Origin of the sequence: Streptomyces chisholmiae (assembly GCF_031845445.1) — a bacterium.
GTDB lineage: Bacteria > Actinomycetota > Actinomycetes > Streptomycetales > Streptomycetaceae > Streptomyces > Streptomyces chisholmiae.
In genome coordinates this window covers 1-429 of the sequence record NZ_JAVREO010000233.1, presented here as the reverse complement: position 1 = coordinate 429, position 429 = coordinate 1, and the positions used below count along the sequence as shown (strand labels likewise).

General features: G+C 70.6%; 2 protein-coding genes. One reads left to right on the top strand and one right to left on the bottom strand.

From position 1 onward, the window contains the following. Nucleotides 1-106: RNase H family protein (locus RM844_RS33710; RefSeq protein WP_394814665.1), on the top strand; the 106-nt coding region annotated here is incomplete at its 5' end. Here the strand turns inward: RM844_RS33710 and RM844_RS32965 are convergent. Next, nucleotides 103-429 (bottom strand): hypothetical protein (locus RM844_RS32965; RefSeq protein WP_311671101.1); only part of this gene is annotated, 327 nt, incomplete at its 5' end. The genes RM844_RS33710 and RM844_RS32965 overlap by 4 nt on opposite strands.

The following is a 429-nucleotide window of genomic DNA, read 5'->3' as shown; positions in this document are numbered from 1 at the left end:
CGCTCACAAGGTCGACTGGCGCTGGGTGAAGGGTCATTCCGGCCACGCCGAGAACGACCGCGCCGACGCGCTGGCCCGCAAGGGCTGCGACGAAAACCGCCGCTAGCCGCCGAGCGCGCCGATCCACGCCGCAACGCCACGCCAGGCTTCTGATCCACCGATGATCGGCGCCGTCAGCTGGAACGCGAGCACCACCGCCCCCCCGATCAAGTAAACCGGGTGCGGCCTGCCGCGCGTACGCCAGTCATAGACGATCGCCACGACCAGCAGCAGGTCCGCCACGATGCCCGGCGGAATGGTCAGCGGCAGCGGCGGCGGAAGCGACAATCCGCCCGGCGGCGCCGGCGGCGCCAGCAGCACAGCGAACCAGCGCGCAATCGGCGCCTGCAGCAGGCTGATCGTCGCAACCAGCATCAGCCGCTTGTGGAC